This window comes from Phaeovibrio sulfidiphilus (genome assembly GCF_014861485.1).
Classification (GTDB): Bacteria; Pseudomonadota; Alphaproteobacteria; order Rhodospirillales; family Rhodospirillaceae; genus Phaeovibrio; species Phaeovibrio sulfidiphilus.
The window spans coordinates 1-20,401 of the sequence record NZ_JACZHT010000009.1; the positions used below are offsets into that span (position 1 = coordinate 1).

The following is a 20,401-nucleotide window of genomic DNA, read 5'->3' on the forward strand; positions in this document are numbered from 1 at the left end:
GATCTCGCCGCCCTTGAACACAAACGTGCCGCCCTTGATCTCCATGCCGGCCACGACCACGCCACCGGCATTGATGTCGACGGTTCCCGTATGCTCCGGGATGAACTCCACCGCGTCGCCCGGGAGGAACACGGTCAGGGTTGTCCCGTCCGGCAGACGCCACTTGTCTGCGATGGTCGTGTTCCACGTGTTGCTGTCCCCGACCCAGGTCAGCTTCCGGTTGGGCAGCTGTTTGACAATGAGCTTCTGGACCTTTTTGTCGGCACTCAGCTCCCCGACCAGAGCGCCCTCCAGGCTGGAGCCCACAATCGTCTCGCCACGGTACTTCAGCGTGACCCGGTCCGTGAGGTCCACGCCCGCGTCCAGAAGCCAGTACTCGGCGCCCACCACGTTTTTGAAGGACCGGACGTCCAGGTTGACGGTTTCCCCCGACGCGGTCGGCAGGACCACGTTTTCGGCCCGCAGGGTGAGAACGGTGGTTTTCTGCCGAGCGGCGTCCAGATCAAAGGTCAGGGTGGAGCCTGCGGCCAGGGTGATGGTCCCGCCGGTTCCGGTGGCGGGGCTCAGACCGCCGTTTCCGGCCAGAATTTTGTGGCTGTCGCCTTCCAGGCGCAGGGTGGCGGGGGCCTCGGGGGCAAAGGCGGACTTCAGGCCCCGGAGATCGACGGTTGTGCCGCCGGACGCTCCGGCCGCAAAGGCAAGGGTTCCGTTCTTGACCCGGAAATCCGTCCGGCTGTCCGCGTTGTCATCCGCGGCGAAGACGTTCTCACCCCCAAGCCACCAGGTGCTGGTCCCGTCCTTGAAGAGAGTGATGCTCCCTCCATCCAGTGTCTGCCCCGCCATGGGATCGGACCTCATGTCCACCGTGCCGGCCTCAACGACCCGAACCCATGCATCTCTCCAATCGATCGCTTGCAGATAAATCGAGTTTGCAACGCCGTTGGCCGTGTTACCGCTAAAAAGAATGGTCTTGCCTTCCCCCGGCTCCAAAGTGATTTTGCTCCCCCCCCCGCTGAAAATCGCGCCACCATAGGCATTGCTCGAAGCGCTTGTCGCAGAATTCCCGGTGAAGGTGGCCTCGCCGGAGAGGTTTACGTTGACGGTGTTATAAATCGCTCCTCCTCTGGCTTCGCCTGAACGGCTTTCGGCTATATTTCCAGAGAATGTAACGGCCTTGGAGAGATTCACAATACCGATACTGGCAATCGCGCCACCCATAGCATTACCCGTATCGCTTTGAGCCCTGTTTCCGCTAAAGACAGCTCCCCCGGAGAGGGTGACTGTGCTTGTGCTGTTGTAAACTGCTCCTCCCACAGCAGCACCTGATATGCTGAAAGCTCTATTTCCAGAGAATGTGACATCCTTGAAGAAAGTTACGAACCCACCATTGGCCATCGCCCCACCGTAGGCCTCGTTCGATTGGCTTGTGACGCTGTTCTCCGAAAATTTAGTAGCGCCGTAGGCACGCAATGGACCCGAATTAAAGATCGCCCCGCCCCAGGATCGACCTGAGCCGCTTACGGCCGAGTTCTCGGTAAAGGTAGCATCCCGGAGGAAGGTCAAAACGGGCCCCCATCCACCACTATAAATCGCCCCCCCACTGGCAAAGCCCTTTTCGCTTTTGGCCATGTTCCCGGTGAAGATGGAGGTGCCGTCGATTGTCAACGCGGTCTGTGTGGGCGCCTGGGTGCTCTTTATGGACTGAATCGCGCCGCCCCAGGCATTTGCATTGGATGTTTCCAGAGTCCCCCCCTTGATCGTCAGGGTTTTGCCATCTGCAACAGAAAGCGTCGCGGTGACACCGTCCCCCACGACCAGACGCTGGTCCGCGCTACCGGATGTGGCCTGGAGGGTCGTGTCGTCGGCAAACGTTACCTTTCCGCCCGGTCCGGAAAACGCCAGGTCGGACAGCAGTCCGCTGAAGCCCGCCTGCCCCAGCTTTTCCCAGGTCACCGCACCCGTCACGGTACATTTTCCGCCAGCACTGGGGGGACACTCATAGTCCGCTGCTGTCGCCTGCCCGGCGCCGGTGGCGCCCAGCGCCAGAGCAAGGGCCACGCCGGAAAGCGCGCGACTGCGCTTGCGGGCAGGCCTGCAAGCAAAGGACGTTCGGTGGTGTCTCCAAATGGACATGCCTAAATCTCCGATGTTTTCACGCAAAGCAAAAGCGATCAAAATGTTAGTTCTTTAATAAGCCGGATTCAATAGATAGTGTTTTTTGTTCTTTTCTTTATTAATACACATTGCACACGTATATCTGATTGTTGTTTAGCAATGTCAGACTGTTAAATATTAATCGCTATTTTTACTGTCCTTTGGTGTCCGCTTCCCGTGCTTCGGAGGGGAGTGTTTTCGGGCCCTGAAGGGCTTTCCACGGCCTCGGGTGCGCATCGGCGCGCGGGTTTGGCGGGCGTGATCCGGCACCCGTCCGGGCACAAAAAGCCCCGGTTTATGCCGGGGCATCGCGTGGGTTGAGGTGTGAGGGGCGAGGGGCGAGCCGTGACGTCACCCGGTCCGGAGTGTTGCCCCTGGCCCTGATGTCCCGAAGCCCGGCCGGGCAGCGAAGCTTGCATCCGCCCGGCAAGAGCGGCGCGGCATCGCTCGGGGGCGCCTCCCAAAAGGCCATCTCTGGGACATACCTGGGGCTCTCGTTACGCTGTGGCGCGCTTGGAGTCTCCCGGCCGTCGGGCCTGTGGGGCCGGGAACCCGGGGGCGGGTGAGGGAGAGCTGTCACACTTCGGAAGCGTTCCGTCTCGCTCAGGGGCATCGCGTCCCGGGTCGGAGGAGCGGGTTTTTGTGATCGCGAGGGTAGTCAAAAGTCCGCCTTCTCCGGGGCGTGTAGGCCGAAAGGATAAGAAAGGAGGGGTTTCTGTTGCGCGTTTACGTCATTTTGGTATCATTATTCAAACTGGATGAACTGAACATCCCTTGTCCGGATAATGTGCCATGACCCACCACTCAAGCGTTCGTATTCTCGAGACCCGCCGCGTCAACCGGCTTGTCGTCTGCTGCGACGGAGGCCATCCGGTTCTGGGACACCCGCGCGTCTTCCTCAAGATCCCTCCGGCGTGCCAGGAGGTCGTCTGCCCCTACTGCTCGTGTCGCTTCGTTTTTGACGCCCGGGAGGAGCAGAGTGTCCTTCCCGTGTCCGGGCGCGCTGCGCAGGGGTTTGTTACCGCCTCGTAACTTGAACTCGTCTCCGCCTCCGGGCTTGAATCGACGGGAGCAGGTTTTCTTTACTCCGGTTTCAACAGAGGTGTTCATGAAGTTCTCGAAACATTGCGCCGTTGTTATTGGCGTGAGCGCGCTGGTTCTGTCGGGATGCACCGGGCACAAGCCCGTCATCGACTACCGCATGTCCAACAAGACCATGGCCGAGTACGAGCGCGACCTGGCCGAGTGCCAGTCCTACGCCGGTGAGAAAAGTGTGGGCCAGGATACGGTTCTGGGCACGCTGGGCGGTGCGGCCGTCGGTGCGGCTCTTGGCGCCGCTGTTGGCGCGGTGGCGGGCAGCCCGGGGTCGGGCGCGGCCATGGGCGCTGCCATTGGCGGTATCGGGACCGGCGCGGCCGTCGGCACCGGAACGGCCCTGTCCCAGAAAGACATTATCAATCGCTGCATGGCCGGGCGCGGGTACCGCGTACTCGAGTAGGGGCCTGCGGTCCGGGCGCGGGACAGACCGGCCCTTCGGGCATCCCGGACCGCTGTTTGTGCCGTGTGAGGTTGATTGCTGAAACACGATGTGTGTCCGGACGGGCCCTGAGCGGCCTGTCCGGTTTTTTTGTGCCCGGAGAGGCTGCGGCGGGACGAGGGGAGCCGGGCTCTCCGGCGTGCTGTGGCGGCGGGTGTGTGCTCCGGCTCCGTGAGGGCCAGCGGAGGCATTCGCCCTGGCATCGGGTGCGTTCGCTGATGCCGGGGGTGGGGCGGTGGTCCCCCGTGGTCCCGGGCTTTTCCTGATGGACGGCCCCCGGGCGTGGCTCCCGCGGGTGCGGGGGAGGGTGGGGAGGCTTGCGTGCTGTTGTACAGCCTGGCTGGGTCCGGTCCCGGTCCGCCCGGCTCCCGGATCGGGCGGCGTCTCTCGTGCCCGGTTCCCGGATCGGGCGCGTTCCCCGGCTTCCCGGGCGCGGCCGGCCTCCCGAGGGATCAGGATACCCCTTCCTCGGGAGCGGGTGGGGTCCGTCCACGAGCCGGCTGCCTTCTTTTGCCGAGGTTTGGCGGCGCTTTCCTCCTTCACGTTCGGCGCGCGGTAACCGGCCCGGCCGCTCCCGGTTCAGGCTTTGCCCAGTGCGCCGCGGTTGCCCAATCATTACACGTTTTCGGTGTGAAATGTCCGTTGGGTCTGCCCGTCGGCCCGCGTCCCGGGGCTGCCGCGTTCCGGTCCCCTGCCGGGGTGTGCGGCCGGGTGTCTGGCGGGTCCGGGGGCGGGTGATTTCAGGGCAGTGCCCGCGTTTCCTGGCGTTCGGCCGTTATCGTGGCTGCGGTCGGGCGATCTCCCGGAGGCTCCCTTCGCTCCGATTCTCGTCCTGCCGCCCTTTTCGGGTGCCGGTCCGGCGGGTGGCAATCATGAATTGATTTTTTTTATCAGGTCTCGAACCGGGGCCCGGAGCCACGAAAACCCGAGGATTTCCCCGGTCCGTTGCACATGGGAGGCCGCGCAGGCGTTGTTGGGTTTGACGTTGGCGAAGGTGTCGAATAGAACCAGTCCTTGTCGGGCCATGCAGGACACGTCACACTCTGCTCTGGCACCTTGATGTTCTCGTTTCTGTCCAGCAGGAAAGTCTCCGGGGATGAACAACGTTTTTAGCGACCGCGAGCGTGCTTTCGAGACCGAATTCGCCTGTCAGGGCGAGAAGGCCTTCCGCCTGTCCTCGCAGGCGATCCGCTCTCTGGCCCGCTGGGCGGCGGGCGAGATGGGCCTGAACGCGGAGGCGTCGATGATCTACGTGCGCCGGGCCGGTGATCTGGCGGTGGAGCCGGATGCGGTCTCGCGCATGGAGTCGAGGCTGCTGGCGGATCTGAAGGCCAGCGGCATTGACATGACCGAGGGGCGTATCCGCCTGAAGTACCAGCGCTATCTTGCCCAGGCGAGGGCCGCGGCGCTCTGAGCGTCCGGACGCGGACCCTGAGGTGTCCGCTCCGCTTGCGCCGCCCGCGTTGGTGAGGGGTCTTCTGACATGGCATTCAGCCGGCTCCGGACGGTCTGGCTCCGGTCTCTGGTGTTGTTTGGCGGCGGGGGTCCGGCGGCCCCCGTGTCCCGGCTGCGTTCGCTCCCTCCGGTGACGGCCCTTCGCGCGCGCGGGGGTGCGCTCGTGCTGGCTGGTGTTCTGGCAGGGTCTGTGGTTCTGGCCCCGCCTCACGGGGCAGTGGCAGCCGCCGAGGGCGGGCCGGGGGCCGGGCCTGTCGCACAGTCCGGGACCGGCGCGGTGCCTTCGGTGCCGGATGTCCCGGTCGAGGCCCTTCCCGGTTCCCGCACGCCGTCCGGCCAGCCGGTCCCCCGTTTCGTTTCCCTGCGCTTCAATGTTGTCAACCTGCGGACCGGACCGGGGAAGCGCTACCCGAGCGCCTGGGTTTACCGCCGGATCAACCTCCCGGTGGAGGTGGTGGCCGAATACGATCTGTGGCGGATGATCCGGGATGTGGACGGCGTGACCGGATGGGTTCACCGCTCCATGCTGACCGGAAACCGGCACGGCCTGACCCGCGACGGGGACTGGGTCGTGCGCCGCAAGCCCGAGGCCACCTCGCGCCCCCTTGTGAAGGTCGGCACCGGTGTGGTGATCCGGATCCTGAAATGCCCGGAAGAGGAGGCTTTCTGTCGCGTCCGTCTGGGCGAGGTGGAGGGCTGGATCCCCCGTGCTGCCCTTTGGGGCCTGTATCCGGGAGAGGTGGTGGACTGACGTCCGCGGGAGACGCGCGGACTGGGGGAGACGCCCGGGGTGCCTCTGGCGGGCCGCCCCAGGCCGCCCCTGACAGGACGCCCTCCGTGCTGCCGTCAGGTGAGGGTGTCCCCCGTATTATCCCGTTTTGTGATCTTTCACGCCGTGCGCACCACCGGGCGCCTTGCCATCAGGTCCGGCTGACAGTGGCCGTTTCCCCCGCGGTCTCCTCCAGCGGGGCCCTGACCACGCGTCCCACCGCGCTCTTGACCGTGCCTCTCCACCGGGGCTCCTGCCCTGTGTCCGTTATCCGGTCCCTGCCGCTCAGGGCGCCGCTCGGGTCACTGCTGCGGAGCGCCGGGGCGGGCAGGGGCTCAGAGGTCGTCCCAGTTGACGATGTGCTCGTCGAGCGGGCCGGCGTCGTGTTCCGATATGGTGCGGCCCCGCACGCTGACCTTGGCCTTGCGCACGCTGCGCTGGGTTCCGGTTTCCAGGGGATGCCAGGGGGGCAGGGGGTTGCCGTCCGCCAGCAGCCGGTAGGCGCAGGTGGAGGGGAGCCAGGCGATGGTCTCCAGCTTGTCGGCGGTGAGCTTGATGCAGTCCGGGACGGTTTTCCAGCGGTTGGCATAGTCCGAGCACTGCCCGGTTTTCAGGTCCAGCAGATGGCAGGCCACGTTGGTGTAGAAGATCTCGCCGGTTTCCTCGTGCTGGAGCTTGTGGAGGCAGCACTTTCCGCAATGGTCGCAGAGGCTCTCCCACTCCGCGTCCGTCATGTCGCGCAGCGCCTTCGTTTCCCAGAACCGTGGGGAGGGGCCTGCGGGCGCAGGGTTGGGTTCGGTTGCCCGGGTGTCCGGCCCGGATGTCCGGTTTTTGGCAGACCCGTCGGAGGCCGGGGTGCCGGCGTCCGTACCGCGGGGGAGGAGAGCGTCGCTCATGTGTCAGCCCTTGTCCTGGTTGGGTGAGGTGCGGTGTGCGATCAGGTGAACGAAGCTCCCCGAGACCGACCCGCGCCGGTGGCCCATGGCTCCGAGGTCGGTTCCGTCGGCTGCCCGGCAGGCAAACAGGGGGTGTCCGTTCGCGGCCTCGCGGATGATCGAGTAGTGGAACTCGTGTCCCCGGAACAGGCTTCCGGCGGGACCGAGCCAGCTGTCCTCCAGCACGGTCACCTCCCGGTAGCCCAGGTGGCGCTTCGGGTTGTGAAAGCTGGTCTCCACCGGCAGGAGGCCCGCCATGGGGTGGCTTTTTCCGCCGGAGTCCGTGAGCAGGTCTCCCAGAACCATGTAGCCGCCGCACTCCCCGTACACCGGGAGGGAGCGCCCGGCCGCCTCCCGAAGGCCCGCGAGGAACGTTCCGGCGTTCGCAAGGGTCTCCGCGTGAAGCTCGGGATAGCCCCCCGGCAGATAGACCGCGTCCGCATCCCGGGCGGGCGCCTCGTTCGCCAGCGGGGAGAAGAACACGATGTCGGCACCGCGCGCTCTCCAGCCCTCCAGGACAGCGGGGTAGGCGAAGGCAAAGGCGTCGTCCCGGGCAACGGCAATCCGGTTCCCCGGCGCAGGCAGAAGGCAGACCGCCTCGTCCTGCCCGGGCGGGGGCAGGGGCACCGGCCGGGCCCGGGTTCCGGCCCGGGCAATGGCCACAAGACGGGCCACATCCACGTTCTGTCCCACAAGCGCGCCCGCTCCGTCCAGAAACTCCTCGAGGGAGGTATGTTCCCGGGCCTGCACCAGCCCCAGGTGACGCTCGGGGAGGCCAAGCTGCGCGTCCCGGGGCAGAAGGCCAAGAACCGGGATGTCCGGGGTGGCGGCCTCGATGGCCTCGGTCAGGGCTTTTCCCTGCCGCTCCGAGCCCACCATGTTCAGCACCACACCCCGTATATGGACATCGGGGCGGTGTCGTGCAAACCCCTCGACGACGGCGGCCGCGCTGGCTCCCATGCCGTTGACGGGCACCACCAGGATCACGGGCCAGCCGGTCTGGAGGGCAAGGGCCGCGGCAGACCCGTTCTGTTCCGCATCCGGAACGCCAATGGCGCCGTCAAACAGGCCGAGCGCCCCCTCGGCCACGGCCAGGTCGCTGTCCCTGACCCCGAGGGCGATGGTGGCCCGGATGGCCTCGGGCGGGTTGGCCCAGGTGTCCAGGTTGTAGCAGGGCGTCGAGGCGGCGGCGGCGTGATAGGCCGGGTCCAGGTAGTCCGGGCCGACCTTGAATCCGGTCGCCCGGAGCCCCCGGTTCCGGAGCGTCCTCAGCAGGCCCAGGGTGAAGGTGGTCTTGCCGGAGCGGGAGGCCGGGGCGGCAACAATGATACCGGGAAACGGGGCGGGTGCGGGCGTGCTCAAGGTGTCTGCGCCCTTTCCGTGCCCATGACTTTGCGCAGGACCGAGACGATGTCATCCGGCGAGGCTCCAGGAGGGAACCAGGTGATGTAGCGCCCCTCGGGGCTCAGAAGGTACGTGTTCGCGCTGAAGGCGGTGATGGCGGCGGGGGAGCCGTCCGGGTTCGTGTCGCGGCGGACCTCGACCCGGTACTCCTTGAGGACGCTGTCAATCTGGTCGGGGGTTCCGGTCAGACCAAGGATATCCGGGCTGGTGGCCCGGGCGTAGGCGTCCACATCGTCCGGGCTGTCGGCGTCCGGGTCCAGGCCCACGAAGACGGCGGCCACGCGGGCGCGTTCCTGCGCACTCAGGCGCGCCAGGGCCTCGCCCACCGGGGCCAGCCAGCCGGGGGTCTCCGGGTGTCCGTCCACCATGGGGGCGGGCTTGCCGAACTGGATCAGAAGAAGCCGGTTGGGGAAGGACTGGTCCGTATAGGCCTCGCCGCTGGCGTCGCTCAGCTGGAAGGGGCCGCCGATGCCACTGCCCGGGCCACCCAGGCCGGGAAGGAAGCCCTCCCCGCCGTACAGGATCGCGAGGAACAGGGCCGAGGCCACAAGGGTGCCGACAATGCGGCCGGTCAGGGAACCGCCCTTGCGTTTCGTCCGGTCGGCGGACGGTCGGTCGGGGGTCTCCGGGGGCGGGGGAACGCAACTCATCGGGGCTCTCTTTCGACATGCGCGGGAAGGGGACGGCGGCCCGGAGCCCGAACGCTCCGGTCCCTCAACGATATACTGGTCGGCGGCTTTCAACGCAACAGGAGGGCGGCGGGGCGCGGTATCCGGGTGCGGATTGTGCGGGGGCCCGGGGGCGGCGACGGGACCGATGGCTGTGCCCCGCGGCTCCCGGTGCCTCAGGCGCATTGGGTGGGGCCGGGATGGGGGGCGCACAGGGCGGAGTGATCGGGCCAACGGGTGGCCGGGGCAAGGGGTGGTTGGGGCAGCCGCCGCCGGGCGGGTGCGGACCCGGGGGCGGTGTGCGGGTGTGAAGGGCGAAGCCGGATCCTCTTGCTCGCCCCTTCTGCCCATGGCCGGGGGTGCCTTTGCCGTTACGGCCCCGGGGGCCGGGAGGGCTGCGGGGTGTTCTGCGCGCTGCCGGTGCGTCAGGCGCATTGGGTGGGGCCGGGATGGGGGGCGCACAGGGCGGAGTGATCGGGCCAACGGGTGGCCGGGCGCGGTCCGCTGCCGTCCCTGCCGGCGGTCGGGTCACGCCTGTCGGGAGCGGGCACGCTCTCCCCGAGCCCGACCCGGTCCTTGGTCGGCTTTCGGCGCGGTTTTCGGCCCGGCGCGTGAAACTCAATACGGTCCCCTCATCGCGCGGCGGGAACCGGTTGACCCGGCGTTTTGCGCGGCATTATGCTCCAGCATCTCCGGTTTCGAGTGTCGAAAAACCGGGTGAAATCCCCACACGTCCCACCGAGAGGCCCGGCTCCATGAACGCTTCCGAAACCACACGCCCGGACCGCCCGGTCCGGTTCCCCTTTCTGAACCGACGGCAGGCCGATGGCCCCCGCCGGGTTCTGGTGTACTCGGTCGGGGAAATCATGGGGGACGGGGTCATCCGCCTTCCGTTTGTGGCGGCGCTCCGGCGCGTTTTTCCGGATGCCCGGATTGTGTGGCTGTCCGAAGGGGACACGGTGCTTGCGAGCGCGCTTCGGGACTTTACCCGGCAGGCCATTGACGAGTTCCACCGCCTGGATGATGTGGCGCCGGACGGAAAGCCCGGCCCCTTTTTCGAGCAGCATTTTGATGTGGTGATCGACACCCAGTTGAAGCGGCGCAAGACGCTCTGGCTGCGCGGGGCGACCCGCCACCGGACCTTCATTTCGGGTACCTGGAAGTACCTGTTCTCGACCCGCAGGCCCTGGCTTGGGCTTCGGCGGCCGGCTCCCGTGATTGACTATTTCTTCGTTCTGATTTCGCTTGCTGCGAAGAGGCCGGTCCCGTTCGAGCCGGTTCCTCTTCCCGACCCGGTCTGGGAGGCGGAGGCCCGGCGCCTGCTTCCGGACGGTGCCCAGTATGTCGGGTTCGTTCCGGGATCGGGGGATCCGGCGAAGCGCTGGCCTCTGGAGCGGTTTATCGCCCTGGCCCGGGAGCAGGTGGCCGCGGGGCGGGTGCCGGTGTTTATCCTTGGGCCCAACGAAACCGAGATGGAGCACCCCGTCAGGGAGGCGGTGCCGGAGGCGCGGTTTCCGCTTCAGGAGGCGGTCAATCCCCATCCGGCCCTGACCATGGCCCTCGGGGCGCGTCTGCGCGGCACCCTCGCCGGGGATTGCGGTGGCGCGCACCTGATCGCCGAGGGCGGGCGCCCGCTGGTGATCCTCTATCGCTCCCACGGGGTGCGCAAGAAATTCACCCCCCGCACGGCCAGGGTTGTGGCCCTGTCTCCGGAAGATTTCAGCGGGCAGGAGTGGGCGCCGGGGGACATCCCCCTTCCCGGTGTCCGGAGCGCGCTGGAGTCCGTTCTGGCGGACCCTGCCCTGGCCTGGCCGGCGTCGTAGGCCGGACGGCGGTTCCGACGCCGTCCCCACGCTCAAACCAAACCAAACCGATCCCCGAGACTTGCGGTGGCGGACCCCGTCCGCCAGCAGGCCGGGGCCTTCCGTGCAGACACCGGTAACGCCCGGGCCCGGGTCCGTGCCGCCGGCGGTTTTGCCTGCCGCGGACGCGTCGCGGGCGGTGTTGCCCGGCCGGGGGAGCCCCCCGGTGATGTTGGGGCAAGGTGGGGTGGAGGTGCGTTGCGGCGTGCGGGTGTGAGGGGCGCAGCCGAAACCTCTGGCTCGCCCCTCTGCGCGTGGCCGGGGGTGTCCTTGCCGTTACGGCCCCGGGGTGTGTTTGCCGTTACGGCCCCGGGGGTCGGGCCGGCTTCGGCGCGTTGTGTCGCGTGAGCTGTCACCGTCCCTGCGGAGCAGGCCCTTCAGCCTCCCGGCCCAGCAGGCCCTTCAGCATCGGGCCCATCGTGTCCGAGGACAGGATCCCCATCTCCCGGGCGCCGTACCGGTTCAGGTGTCCCTCGTCCTTGTAGGTCAGGTGGTCGTTGTAGTAGGGCGGGGTCTGCAGAACCGGGCTTTCCGACAGGTCCAGGAACGTAACGTTGGGCCGTCCGACCGCATAGAGCGCCATGGCGCTGCGGATCTGCCCGAATTCCGGGCTGGGTTCGGGGGCGGTATGCAGGGGCAGGCCCAGGCGGCGGAAGCGCTCGGCCCGGCCGGGATGGGAGGTCATAAGGGGGATGGAGACCACAATAACCACCTTCTTGTCCCGAGCCTCCATGTCGTCGAGGAAGGCGTTCATGGCGCTCTGGAACTTCGGCTTGTTGTACCAGCTGGCCCAGTTTCCGGTCACGATGACAACCCGGGCCCGGTCGAGGAACGGTTTCGCGTTCCGGCTCTGGAGGGCACACTCGCCCTTCGGATCCGTGGCGGCGAGCCCCAGGAACGTCAGGCAGGAGTTCGAGGTGATCGAGTTGACCGCAAACCGGTTGCGCGTGCCCACCTCGTCAAAGAACAGGTTCAGCATCTCGGCCTGGCTGTCCCCGAGAAGCACAAAGGGCGTGTCCTTCTGCTCCAGCCAGCCGCGCCGGCAGTCATCCAGCATGGTGACGTGGCAGCCCTTGCGGTAGCTGTTGCCCACGGCCCGGTCCAGATCCTCAATCACCACCGCCTCGTTCAGGGCGCGGGCGGGGACGGTGAGGGCGAGAAGAAGCCCGAGAGCGGCCGCAAGACCGGTGGCAAGGCGTCGGTTGCTGCCCTGCCGGAACGGGGTCTCGATGCAGGTGTACGAGAGCCAGGACAGTCCCAGGATCACAAGCAGGAGCACCGGGATCCAGAGCCCGGGGATGCTGTAGTCCCCCAGGTAGTAGCGGGTGAACGCCAGAACCGGCCAGTGCCACAGGTACAGGGAGTAGGAGAGACCCCCGATCCAGACCATGGGACCGGTGGCGAGGACGCGGCCCACAAGGCTCCGGCTCCCGGCCGCGATCAGCAGGGCCGCACCCAGGACCGGGATCAGGCTCCGCACGCCGGGAAAGGGACTGCTCTCCGAAAGGCCCACACACGCCAGCACCACAAGTCCCGCCCCCACCAGCGAGGCCCCGTCCGCAACCCGCGGCGACCAGCGCAGGGACGACGAAAACAGGGCAAGCAGGGTTCCGGCCATGAACTCGGGGATCCGGGCGGGCAGCGAGAAGTACATCGCCTGGGCCTCCAGGGGAGCCCGAAGCGCATACTCGGACCAGGCCAGAAGCCCCGCCGCCAGGAACAGCACGGCCCACTGCGCCACCCTCTTGGGCAGGAAATAAAGAAGGATCGGCAGGCCCAGGTAGAACTGCATCTCGATGGCCAGGGTCCAGGTGTGCTGGAGCGGAAGCTCGTAGGCCTGGGGAGCAAAATAGTCGCCGAAGCTCCCGAAATACTGGGCGCTGTTGAAATACAGCGCGGACACCAGACTTCGCTTGAAGTGTTTGAAGTCGTCCACGGCCAGAAACAGGATGGCAAACAGTGTCACGGCCAGCAGGAGGACAACGTAGGCCGGGACAATGCGCCGGATGCGTCCCAGGTAGAACGAGCCGAACGAGAAGCCGCCCCGGTCTTTCTGCCGCACGATGATGGAGGAGATCAGGAAACCGGAGATCACAAAAAAGATGTCGACGCCGACAAATCCTCCGGGCATCCAGCTCTTTTCCACGTGGAAGGCCAGAACCGAGAGAACAGCCACGGCGCGCAGTCCCTGGATATCCTGACGAAGGGACACAGTCGGAGAGGTCATGGGTGGGCTCGCAACATATCAGAAGGGGGGACGACGCGCTCCGGGGAACGCGGGCGTTTTGGGGGGCGGCTCCGGGGGACCGGGTCGGCCGGTGACGGGTACGGATTTTGGGGCCGGGCGAGGGCCCGATCCGGGGTCCAATCCTGGGCCCGGCCGCGGGGCCGGGCGTGGGTCTGCCGGGCGTGGGTCTGAGGCAGAAATCCTGGGCCCGGTGCGTGCGCGGCCCGGGGAGGGCGTTGCTCAGGGATGGCGCAGGCGGTGGAGACGTTTCCCGACGCTGTCCTTCCAGCGGTTTACGCGCCGGCGCCAGCGGGTCCACCGGGACGCGGTCTTGTGCCGGTCCAGGGACCGCTCGCCCACGTCCGAGGACAGCTCGTCGCGGTGGGAGAGCACCGGGGGCAGGACCACAAACGGGTCGATGCCGTTTTCCCAGAACCGGTCCATCATCTGGTCGAAGGGCATGAAGTAGCGGTCCTGGAAGGCCAGGATTTTCCGGATCCCCTCCCGGGTGACCAGGTAGCCCATGGCGCCCAGAACGTGGGTGTCCAGCCGGTACAGGGTCCGCCCCCCGGGCAGGTCGGCGCGGGTGCGCGACCGGGCGGCGGCCCGGGGCACGGAGCTCTTGCGCGAGGTGTCCAGGCGGATCACATCCCAGCGATCCCTCAGGGGTGCGTCGGGCCCGCCAAGGCAGGCCAGCACCGCGGGGAACGTGTCATCAAGGCGGATGTCGTCCTCCAGGATGACGGCGCAGTCGTGGCCGTCCGCCAGGGCTGTGCGCAGGGCCCGCTCGTGGGCCATGATGCAGGCCTTTTCCGAGGGCAGAAGGTCGAGCCCGTAGATCCCGAGCGCCCGTTTCCGGTCGTAGCGGGCGATCTGTTCGGGGGTCAGCTCATCGGGGGTGATGCCGTCCACAAAGGTGGCGCTGAGCCCGAGGCGTTCCAGCTCCGAGCGCATGAGCTCCCGCCGCTCGGTGGATCGGGGGAGGGAGACGATATAGAGGGGAACAGTCATGGAGGATCCTGGTGGTCCTGGTGCGGTGGGCCCGGAGGTGCGGTGAGCCCGGAGGTGTGGTGGGTCCGGAGGTGCGGTGGGCCCGGAGGTCGGGTGGTCCGGTGGGCCCGGAGGTGCGGTGGGCCCGGAGGTCCGGAGAGTCCGGAGAAATGGAAAGCGACGCAGAGAAGGGATGCACGGTCCCAGGGCCCGGTGGTCCGGAGCATGGGGGCTCCGGCCCGTCCGGGTGTTCCCGGACCCTATTTTTCGATGTCGGCGCGGAAGCCCTGGGCCAGCAGGTAGACCTCCGGAGACTCGGGGCGCGAGGCCGCCGGCTTGGCGTGGCGCACGGTGCGGCAGCGCATCTTGATGCGCTTGAGCAGGGCGTCCTCGGTGCCGCCCTGGAACACCTTGCAGCAGAAGGCGCCGCCCTCGGCCAGGATGCTCTCGGCGAAATCCCAGGCCGCCTCGGCCAGGGCCATGACCCGCAGGTGATCGGTCTTGCGGTGGCCGGTGGTGGGGGCCGCCATATCGGACAGAACAAGGTCCGCCGGGCCGCCCATGGCCTCTTTCAGGCGGTCGGGAGCGTCGTCGGCCATGAAGTCGTGGATCAGGCAGCTGGCGCCCGCGACGCCCTCCCAGGGCAGGATGTCGATGCCCACCACGCGGCCCTGTCCCTCCTGGGCCCGGGTGCGCTGGACGGCCACCTGGGTCCAGCCCCCGGGGGCGGCGCCAAGGTCCACAACCCGCAGGCCGGGTTTCAGAAGCTCGAACCGGTCGTCCAGCTCCATCAGCTTGAACGCGGCGCGGGAGCGCAGGCCAAGGCGTTTGGCCTCCTGGACGTAGGGGTCGTTCAGCTGGCGCTGGAGCCACTGGGTCGAGGACGTGGTGCGTCCCCGCGCGGAGCGGACCTTGACCGTCAGATCCCGGGACCGGGTGGGCGCGCTGCGGCCGCCGGACCGCGTGGTCCCGGAGGAGGAACGGCGCCCGCCGGAACCGGTGGGCTTACGAGATGACATGAAGTGTTTCTCCAACACAGGCCGGACGGGAGGACAGCGGCTGATCCTGGAGGAAGTGAAAGGATGCGGGACGCATCAGTTCGGTCAGCAGGCCCTCGCGCACACCCCGGTCCGCGATGCGGATCTCCGGAGCCGGCCAGAAATTCAGAATGGCATCAAGAATCGCCGATCCGGCCAGAACCAGGTCGGCGCGCTCGCGCCGGATGCAGGGGTGGTCGATACGCTCCTGAACCGACATGGACAACAGCCGCTGGCCCACGGCCCTCAGGTGCTCGGCGGGCAGGATCAGCCCGTCCACCTTCGAGCGGTCGTAGCGCGGCAGATCCAGGGCGATGGCCCCGGCCGTGGTCACCGTGCCGCTGGTTCCCAGAACGGACAGCTGACCCTCGCGGGCGGCCTGTCTCAGGCTTCCGTGGGGGTCGAAGGTCTTCAGGCGGCGGGTCACGTAGGCCACAATATCGTCGTGGATCCGACCGGAGATATGGCCACCGCCCACCGCTTCCGCAATAGTGACAACGCCGAAGGGCAGGCTGGCGAGCGCAAGGATGCTGCCTTGCACCGGTCCGCCGTCGGTCGGGGTGATCCGGGCCAGGGTCAATTCCGTGCTGCCGCCGCCGATGTCGAACAGCAAGGTCAGGGGGCGGCTCTGGCCGATGAGCGGCAGGCAGCCCGAAAGGGTCAGGCGGGCCTCCTCCATCGCCGGGATGATTTCCAGCTCAAGGCCCGTTTCCTCCTGGACCCGGGCCACAAAGTCGGCCGCGTTGCAGGCCACCCGGCAGGCCGCCGTGGTGACGCAGCGGGTGCAGGTGACGTGGTTGCGCTCCAGACGCTCGGCGCAGATCTTCAGGGCGTCCAGGGTCCGCTCCATGGCGGCCTCGGACAGGTGCCCGGAGGACCGCAGTCCCTCGCCAAGGCGGGTGATGCGGGAGAAGGAATCAAGGATCTGGAAGCCGGAGGCCCCGGCAGGGCGCGCGACCAGGAGCCGGCAGTTGTTGGTGCCCAGATCCAGGGCGCCATAGGCCGTGGGCCGCTCGCTCCGGGTGCCCGTTCCGGATGACGCCGGAACGCCACCGTCCGGTGCCCGCGGGGCCCCGGCTGCGCTGGTCAGGCGTGTCGAAACGGTACAGGACGTCACGGGCATGCTTCCGAATGGATCTCTGGGTATTTCCGGATACTCTGAACCGGGCCGCGACGCAACCCCCGCGTTGTCCGGCGCACCCGTGCTCCGGGAGCGTTCGGGGGTGCCGGGGGAGCGGGGTGCGGACGTGCAAACCCCGGCGCTGGCGCCACTTTTCCAAAACAGGATCCGTCGGTTCCCGAAACGGCAGGGCATAAAAAAACCGCCGCGTCCGATGGGAAACGGCGGTCTTTTCGGGACGTTTCGCGAGACTACTTGAGAGTCTTCAGGAACGCGATGATGTCATCCGTGTCGGTCTTGCGCTGGGCAGCCTGCTCGGCGTTCTCGTTGGGAACCTTGAGGCGGAAGCTCATGTTCGAGCGGGCCTTGGGGTCACCCGTGTTCTTCTGGATGAACGGCTTCGGGTCGGCAATGTACTCGCCGATGTTGGCATCCGTCCAGGTCATGCCCTTCTGGCCCAGGGCCACGTAGCCGGGCGAGTACTTGAAGCTGTCCCAGGTTCCGATCGTCCGTCCGTAGACTCCGAACAGGTAGGGACCGGTCTTCTTCACCTTTCCGGGCCCGCCGGGCTCGAAGTAGTGGCAGGTGAAGCACTTCTGTTGCATCAGCTGTTTGCCGCGGGCGGCGTCGGCGGCTTCCGCCGAACCCGCACCGAGGGCGACGGCGGCAGCCATCCCCGCAGCCAGGAAAACTTTCTTCATCGCTTTGAGTCTCCTCAGATCTACGAAGCCTGAATGTTCGGTTCAGACCGGCCCGCTCCGAACCCCCCACCGACCGGAAAATACCCGGGGACGCGGCAGGATAACCTCTTCCCGTATGAACAAACGGAAAGGTTGGGAAGTGATACAGGAGAAAAAAAACTCAAACAAGGGGCCTCGTGGAAAAAATGCCCCTGTCCACGGGCGGGCGCACACGAATCGAATTTCATTTACATTTAGAACGATTCGTATGTAATCAGAGTTGTCCGGGAAACGCAAGACTCTTTCGTCGGGGCTCCAGGTTGCTAGAGGCTTAAAGATCAACAGGAAATGGATAATTGTTAAACATGGGAAACTTGACGGAAACGCTCCGGTTTTGCATACTTCTAACCGGCTCTCCGGTCAGGCGCCGGAGGTCGGGTGGCGGCCTTGTGCCTGAAGGGGGCGAGGCAGGGCCCGGCCTCGCCGCGGCGCGGGTGATGCGGGCGGGACAGAGGCTTCGTGTGTCCGGTTGTTCACGGAGAGTCGACTCGGTCTCCAGCCGGACGGTCCGTGTCCGTCCCTGATCACTTTAAGCCTTGCCTTTCCTGGCCATTATGGCCCTTTTGCCCGCTTCGGAGCGTGCTCATAAGCCGGCGCGGGAGCTGTGTCCGCGATTGTGGATGCGGCAAAAACGGGGAGAAACCGAAATGTCCAAGGCCCGCCATGTTCTGCCGTCACTGGCCGACGAAGGGGGTTTGTCTCGTTATCTTGCCGAGATCAAGCGCTATCCCGTACTTGCTCCCGAGGAGGAGTACGCTCTTGCCAAACGCCTGCACGATGAGGGAGACCGCGACGCGGCCCACGCCCTTGTGACCTCCCACCTCCGCCTTGTTGCCAAGATTGCCATGGGCTACCGCCACTACGGGCTGCCCCTTGCGGATCTGATGGCCGAGGGCAATATCGGTCTCATGAAGGCCGTGAAGAAGTTCGAGCCCGACCGCGGGTTCCGTCTGGCCACCTATGCCATGTGGTGGATCAAGGCCTCCATCAACGAGTACATTCTCAACTCGTGGTCTCTGGTGAAGATCGGGACCGTGGCGGCCCAGAAAAAGCTGTTCTTCAACCTGCGCCGCCTCAAGGCCCGGCTCGGTCACTACGACGAGGGCGACCTGTCCCCCGAGCTGGTGGCGAAAATCGCCAAGACCCTCAAGGTCCGCGAGCACGAGGTGGTGATGATGAACCGCCGCCTGGCCGGACCGGACGCCTCGCTGAACGTTCCGGTGGGCGAGGACCAGACCATGGACCGCATGGATTTCCTTGTGGACGACCGCAGCAACCAGGAGGATGCCTACGTCGAACGCGAGGAGAAGCGGATCGGTCGTCAACTGTTGCGGGATGCTCTTGCGACCTTGACGGAACGGGAGCGGCGTATTATCACCGCGCGACGGCTGAGTGCCGAGCCCATGACCCTGGAGGAGCTGGGGGGGGAATACGGCGTGTCGCGCGAGCGGGTTCGCCAGATCGAAAACCGGGCGTTTGAGAAGTTGCAGGCGTCGGTGCGCAAGGCGGCCAAGGCTATGGGCCGGCCCATCGCTCCGATGCTGATGCCGGCGATTGCGTAGACGACATCTGTCCAAGCGCCTCCCGGACGGCACGTATCAGAAGGCCGGATCCTTCAGGAGGGGATCCGGACCGGACGCTCCGGAAGCGGCGTTTCACAACGGGACGGGATCTTTCCCCGGCTCCCGCGGGAACGCCGGGGCCATACAATCCCGACAGGCGAGCGGACAGGGGAGAACGCAATGATTTACACCATGTTTCACGGAAAAATTCATCGCGCCACCGTAACGGAGGCGAATCTGAACTACATGGGCTCCATCACCATTGACGAGACCCTCATGCGCGCCAGCGGAATCCTGGAAGGCGAGAAGGTCCAGGTCGTCGATGTGAACAACGGCAACCGCCTGGAGACCTATGTGATCCCCGGCGCTCCGGACTCGGGCGTGATCTGCCTGAACGGCGCGGCCGCCCGCCTGGTGGCTCCGGGGGACAAGGTCATCATTATCGCCTACGCCCAGATGGACGAGAACGAGGCCCGGACCTTCCAGCCCTCGGTGGTGATTGTCGATGACGAGAACCGCATCACCCAGGTGATGAAGAAAGAGAAGCACGGACATATCGTCTGACGGACAGACACGCATGCCGCTCTACCCCTGCCGGTTCCGGAGTGGCCGCCGGGAGGTGGACACGGCCATCGTGAACACCTACGTCGAGGGCGCCCGCTCCTGGGATCTGGAACTGGTCCTGGACGGGCTGACCTTCCGGGGCCGGTCGTTCACGGATTTTCATATCGACGCCACCGCCTGCACCCCCGAGGCCCTGGACGGCCTTGTTGTGCGCCGGGTCTTCGACGAGAGCGAGGGGCAGGATGTTCTCGTCTTGCAGGACTTCGAGCTCGAGATCACCTTTCCCCTGACCCTTCGGGACCGGGAGGGCTACCCCCTCCCCACCCGTCTTCACGTCTGCCTGACGGCGGACGGCGAGGCCCGTTTCTGGATTCCCGTCGGCGCCGAGACCTTTCGCTCCCTGATCCGGGAGTTTTCCTTCCCCGCGGTCCTCGCCGACCTGAATTTCCAGATGCGGGGCCGTTTCTCCCTGCAGAACTGTTTCGGCTGCACCTACGGCGACTACAGCCCGTTCGGGGCGCCGTCCTTCGGCTCCATGCTGTGTTTCCGCCGCTGCCGCGAGGTGTACCGCAAGACCCGCACGGTGGACGGGTTCTTTGCCCTGATGGCCCAGGCCATTGGCGTGCAGGAGACCCACTGCTGCCCCGAGTTCGAGCCCCGGGGCCGCAAGAACGCCGGCAGCCGCGGCCGCATTCTCTGAGCGTTCGGAACCATCCTGAACCAACCTGACGGGGCCCGGGCCTGATCTGGCCGGGCCTGGCGTGCCCATGCCGGGGGTGGCGTGTTCCAATGCCCCTGAGCGGCCCCTGGGCCGGAACTGGCCGGGCGTGGCTTGATATGGCTGACTTGTCCGGGCCCTGGCCGGGTGCAACCTGATGTGTCCGACCTGCCGGACCCGTCCGGGCGCTTCCCGCGTTTTCGGAGCCGTCCTTTCGGGGCTGGGTGTCCGGGGCCGCCGGTCTGCGGCGGGGTCGGGGGCGTCGGCCGCTGTGAGGGGCGCTCCGGGACCGCTCGGGCATGCTCCGGGCCTGGCGGCGCTCATCCGGATCCGCTCGGCCCGGGTGCCTGTGGCGGGCCTGCCGGGGCGCTCCTCCGGGTCCGGAGGGCCGTTCGGCTCCCGTCGTCCCCGGGGGTGCCGGTCGTGGTCTCCCCGGGGTCCGGACAAAACGAAAGCCCTGTGAACCGTGTCCACAGGGCTTTGTTTATATTCGGGAAACTGGTGCCGCTGAGAAGAATTGAACTTCCGACCCCACCCTTACCAAGGGTGTGCTCTACCCCTGAGCTACAGCGGCGTGGTGAGCATGTGCCCCCCGAACCGGCGCGATAATAGCCGTCCGTACGCGAAGTGCAAGCGTCTTTTTTTCTTTTTTTGCAAAT

17 protein-coding genes and 1 tRNA gene are annotated in these 20,401 nt (G+C 66.6%); 8 read left to right on the forward strand and 10 right to left on the reverse strand.

Features of this window, described 5'->3' with window-relative positions:
- The coding region (locus IHV25_RS09745; RefSeq protein ID WP_192534939.1) for an autotransporter outer membrane beta-barrel domain-containing protein at positions 1-2,133 on the reverse strand (2,133 nt) is incomplete at its 3' end.
- Positions 2,134-2,946: 813 nt separating this feature from the next.
- On the opposite strand from IHV25_RS09745, the gene IHV25_RS09750 reads away from it, so the two are divergent.
- The 4 genes from IHV25_RS09750 to IHV25_RS10685 all read left to right on the forward strand — a co-directional run bounded on the left by IHV25_RS09750 (position 2,947) and on the right by IHV25_RS10685 (position 5,897).
- Positions 2,947-3,186 (forward strand): zinc-finger domain-containing protein, encoded by a 240-nt coding sequence (locus IHV25_RS09750; RefSeq protein ID WP_192534940.1) that lies wholly within the window; start codon positions 2,947-2,949, stop codon positions 3,184-3,186.
- 76 nt (positions 3,187-3,262) lie between these two features.
- On the forward strand, positions 3,263-3,652 hold the full coding sequence (locus tag IHV25_RS09755) for a hypothetical protein (RefSeq protein ID WP_192534941.1): 390 nt from the start codon (positions 3,263-3,265) through the stop codon (positions 3,650-3,652).
- A 1,135-nt stretch (positions 3,653-4,787) separates the two neighbouring features.
- Entirely contained in the window at positions 4,788-5,105 is a 318-nt protein-coding gene (locus tag IHV25_RS09760) for an ATPase inhibitor subunit zeta (RefSeq protein ID WP_192534942.1), read from the forward strand.
- A gap of 327 nt (positions 5,106-5,432) precedes the next feature.
- On the forward strand, positions 5,433-5,897 hold the full coding sequence (locus IHV25_RS10685; RefSeq protein WP_192534943.1) for an SH3 domain-containing protein: 465 nt from the start codon (positions 5,433-5,435) through the stop codon (positions 5,895-5,897).
- Positions 5,898-6,250: 353 nt separating this feature from the next.
- Here the strand turns inward: IHV25_RS10685 and IHV25_RS09770 are convergent, their stop codons facing one another.
- From IHV25_RS09770 to IHV25_RS09780, 3 genes are read right to left on the reverse strand one after another with little or no spacing between them, the layout of a single operon-like run.
- Positions 6,251-6,811: a YcgN family cysteine cluster protein gene (locus tag IHV25_RS09770; RefSeq protein WP_192534944.1), complete on the reverse strand. Its 561-nt coding sequence runs from the start codon at positions 6,809-6,811 to the stop codon at positions 6,251-6,253.
- Between the two features lie 3 nt (positions 6,812-6,814).
- Positions 6,815-8,212, reverse strand: a complete 1,398-nt coding sequence (locus IHV25_RS09775; protein ID WP_192534945.1) for a cobyrinic acid a,c-diamide synthase CobB — start codon at positions 8,210-8,212, stop codon at positions 6,815-6,817.
- A complete protein-coding gene (locus tag IHV25_RS09780; RefSeq protein ID WP_192534946.1) occupies positions 8,209-8,904 on the reverse strand; it encodes an SCO family protein in 696 nt (231 codons plus the stop codon). Before IHV25_RS09780 ends, IHV25_RS09775 begins: the two co-directional genes overlap by 4 nt.
- A gap of 773 nt (positions 8,905-9,677) precedes the next feature.
- On the opposite strand from IHV25_RS09780, the gene IHV25_RS09785 reads away from it, so the two are divergent.
- A complete protein-coding gene (locus IHV25_RS09785; protein ID WP_192534947.1) occupies positions 9,678-10,745 on the forward strand; it encodes a glycosyltransferase family 9 protein in 1,068 nt (355 codons plus the stop codon).
- Between the two features lie 391 nt (positions 10,746-11,136).
- Here the strand turns inward: IHV25_RS09785 and IHV25_RS09790 are convergent, their stop codons facing one another.
- The 5 genes from IHV25_RS09790 to IHV25_RS09810 form a co-directional block, all read right to left on the reverse strand.
- On the reverse strand, positions 11,137-13,011 hold the full coding sequence (locus tag IHV25_RS09790; protein WP_192534948.1) for an acyltransferase family protein: 1,875 nt from the start codon (positions 13,009-13,011) through the stop codon (positions 11,137-11,139).
- 240 nt (positions 13,012-13,251) lie between these two features.
- Positions 13,252-14,022: a glycosyltransferase family 25 protein gene (locus tag IHV25_RS09795; protein ID WP_192534949.1), complete on the reverse strand. Its 771-nt coding sequence runs from the start codon at positions 14,020-14,022 to the stop codon at positions 13,252-13,254.
- Between the two features lie 239 nt (positions 14,023-14,261).
- A complete protein-coding gene (locus IHV25_RS09800; protein WP_192534950.1) occupies positions 14,262-15,020 on the reverse strand; it encodes an RlmE family RNA methyltransferase in 759 nt (252 codons plus the stop codon).
- On the reverse strand, positions 15,007-16,155 hold the full coding sequence (locus IHV25_RS09805) for a Ppx/GppA phosphatase family protein (RefSeq protein ID WP_338048626.1): 1,149 nt from the start codon (positions 16,153-16,155) through the stop codon (positions 15,007-15,009). Before IHV25_RS09805 ends, IHV25_RS09800 begins: the two co-directional genes overlap by 14 nt.
- 254 nt (positions 16,156-16,409) lie before the next feature.
- Positions 16,410-16,859 carry a c-type cytochrome gene (locus IHV25_RS09810; RefSeq protein WP_192534952.1) on the reverse strand — a complete coding sequence of 150 codons (450 nt, stop codon included), beginning with the start codon at positions 16,857-16,859 and terminating at the stop codon, positions 16,410-16,412.
- 686 nt (positions 16,860-17,545) lie between these two features.
- On the opposite strand from IHV25_RS09810, the gene rpoH reads away from it, so the two are divergent.
- The 3 genes from rpoH (at position 17,546) to IHV25_RS09825 (ending at position 19,724) form a co-directional block, all read left to right on the forward strand.
- Positions 17,546-18,460 (forward strand): RNA polymerase sigma factor RpoH, encoded by a 915-nt coding sequence (gene rpoH, locus IHV25_RS09815; RefSeq protein ID WP_192534953.1) that lies wholly within the window; start codon positions 17,546-17,548, stop codon positions 18,458-18,460.
- Positions 18,461-18,640: 180 nt separating this feature from the next.
- On the forward strand, positions 18,641-19,024 hold the full coding sequence (gene panD / locus IHV25_RS09820) for an aspartate 1-decarboxylase (RefSeq protein ID WP_192534954.1): 384 nt from the start codon (positions 18,641-18,643) through the stop codon (positions 19,022-19,024).
- A gap of 13 nt (positions 19,025-19,037) precedes the next feature.
- Positions 19,038-19,724 carry a DUF6304 family protein gene (locus IHV25_RS09825; protein WP_192534955.1) on the forward strand — a complete coding sequence of 229 codons (687 nt, stop codon included), beginning with the start codon at positions 19,038-19,040 and terminating at the stop codon, positions 19,722-19,724.
- Between the two features lie 517 nt (positions 19,725-20,241).
- Here the strand turns inward: IHV25_RS09825 and IHV25_RS09830 are convergent.
- Positions 20,242-20,316 (reverse strand) — tRNA-Thr (locus IHV25_RS09830).
- Positions 20,317-20,401: the final 85 nt, after the last annotated feature.